This window comes from Plantactinospora siamensis (genome assembly GCF_042434095.1).
Taxonomy (GTDB): Bacteria; Actinomycetota; Actinomycetes; order Mycobacteriales; family Micromonosporaceae; genus KBS50.
On sequence record NZ_JBHLUE010000028.1, the window covers coordinates 1 to 1,543 of the forward strand.

Genomic DNA, 1,543 nt, shown 5'->3' on the forward strand with positions numbered 1-1,543 from the left:
CGGGCTGGCAGGACATGCCGTTGACCGACGCCGCGCAGAAGGTCCAGGTCTCGGCCTACCCCGACGCCTACGCGAAGTGGGAGTCCCAGGCCGCCGACCTGACCGCCCAGTACTGGAACAGCTGACCCAAGCCACCACCCGCTGGCCGGGCCCCCACACCGGGGACCCGGCCAGCGGCATCTCCCGGACCCGTTAACACGGGACCCCTGCTCTACCGGAAACGATAAGAAGGGGCCCTTCCTTACCGGCGCAGCCGATCGATGCTTGACGATGATGGGCGGGCTGGGTAACGTCCGCCGAAAAGGTTATGGACATCGATGTCGGCGGCCCCCGGGGCCCCGATGCAGATGGTTGGCCGGCCGGGCGGCCACGAGAAGTTAACGCTAACAACTTCGTTCCGGACCAACACGGGCTGGCAGGACGGCGTCCCAAGGGCAGGACCGCCGCCGGTCGGCGCGCCCCGGAGGAGAAAGTGAGCCACGGATGAGACGTATCCTGCGTGCGGCCCTGGCGATGGCGCTGCTGCCCCTCGCCGTCGCGGCGGCGCTGGTGTTGACCCGGCCGGCTGAGGCCGCCGCGCTGACCCAGGTGACGAACTTCGGCACCAACCCCACGAACCTGCGCATGTACATCTACGTGCCGGACAACGTGGCGCCCCGGCCGGCCATGCTGGTGCTGGTGCACTACTGCAGCGGCTCGGCGTCGGGCATCTTCAACGGCAACGGGCACGACTACGTGACCGCGGCGGACCGCTACAAGTACATCATCGTGCTGCCGGAGGCGACCCGGAGCGGAAGCTGTTTCGACGTCTCGACCCCGGCCGCGCTGAAGCGCAACGGCGGCAGCGACTCGACCGGCATCATGTCGATGGTCAGCTACGCCCGGCAGCGGTACAACGTCGACCCGGGCCGGATCGTGGTCTCCGGCTTCTCGTCCGGCGCCATGATGACCAACGTGCTGGCCGCCGAGTATCCGGACGTGTTCTCGGCCGGTTCGGCCTTCTCCGGGGTGCCGGCAGGGTGCTTCGCCACCACCGACGGGTCGCTGTGGAACAGCCAGTGTTCGGGCGGGAACGTCATCAAGACGGCCCAGCAGTGGGGCGACATCGCGCGCGCGATGTATCCCGGCTACACCGGCCAGTATCCGCGGATGCAGCTCTGGCACGGCACCACGGACACCACGCTGGCGTACCCGAACTTCGGTGAAGAGATCAAGCAGTGGACCAACCTGCACGGTCTGAGCCAGACCCCGGCCTTCACCGACCACCCGCAGTCGACCTGGACCCGGACCCGGTACGGCAACACCAGCACCCAGGCCACCGTCGAGGGCATCAGCATCTCCGGCGTCGGGCACCAGCTGCCGATGTCCGGGCAGCTCGCGTACGCGATCTCCTTCCTCGGCCTCGACAACACCGCGCCGCCGACCACGGCGCCGCCCACGACCGCTCCGCCCACCACGGCGCCGCCGACCACGGCACCCCCCACGACCGCGCCGCCGACGACGGCTCCGCCGACGACCGCGCCGCCGACCACGAACCCGCCGC

Annotated in this window: 1 protein-coding gene; it reads left to right on the plus strand. The window is 69.6% G+C overall.

All coding sequences use genetic code 11. From position 1 onward, the window contains the following. Positions 1-483 precede the first annotated feature (483 nt). Positions 484-1,543: extracellular catalytic domain type 1 short-chain-length polyhydroxyalkanoate depolymerase (locus ACFFHU_RS28480; protein WP_377343517.1), on the plus strand; the 1,060-nt coding region annotated here is incomplete at its 3' end.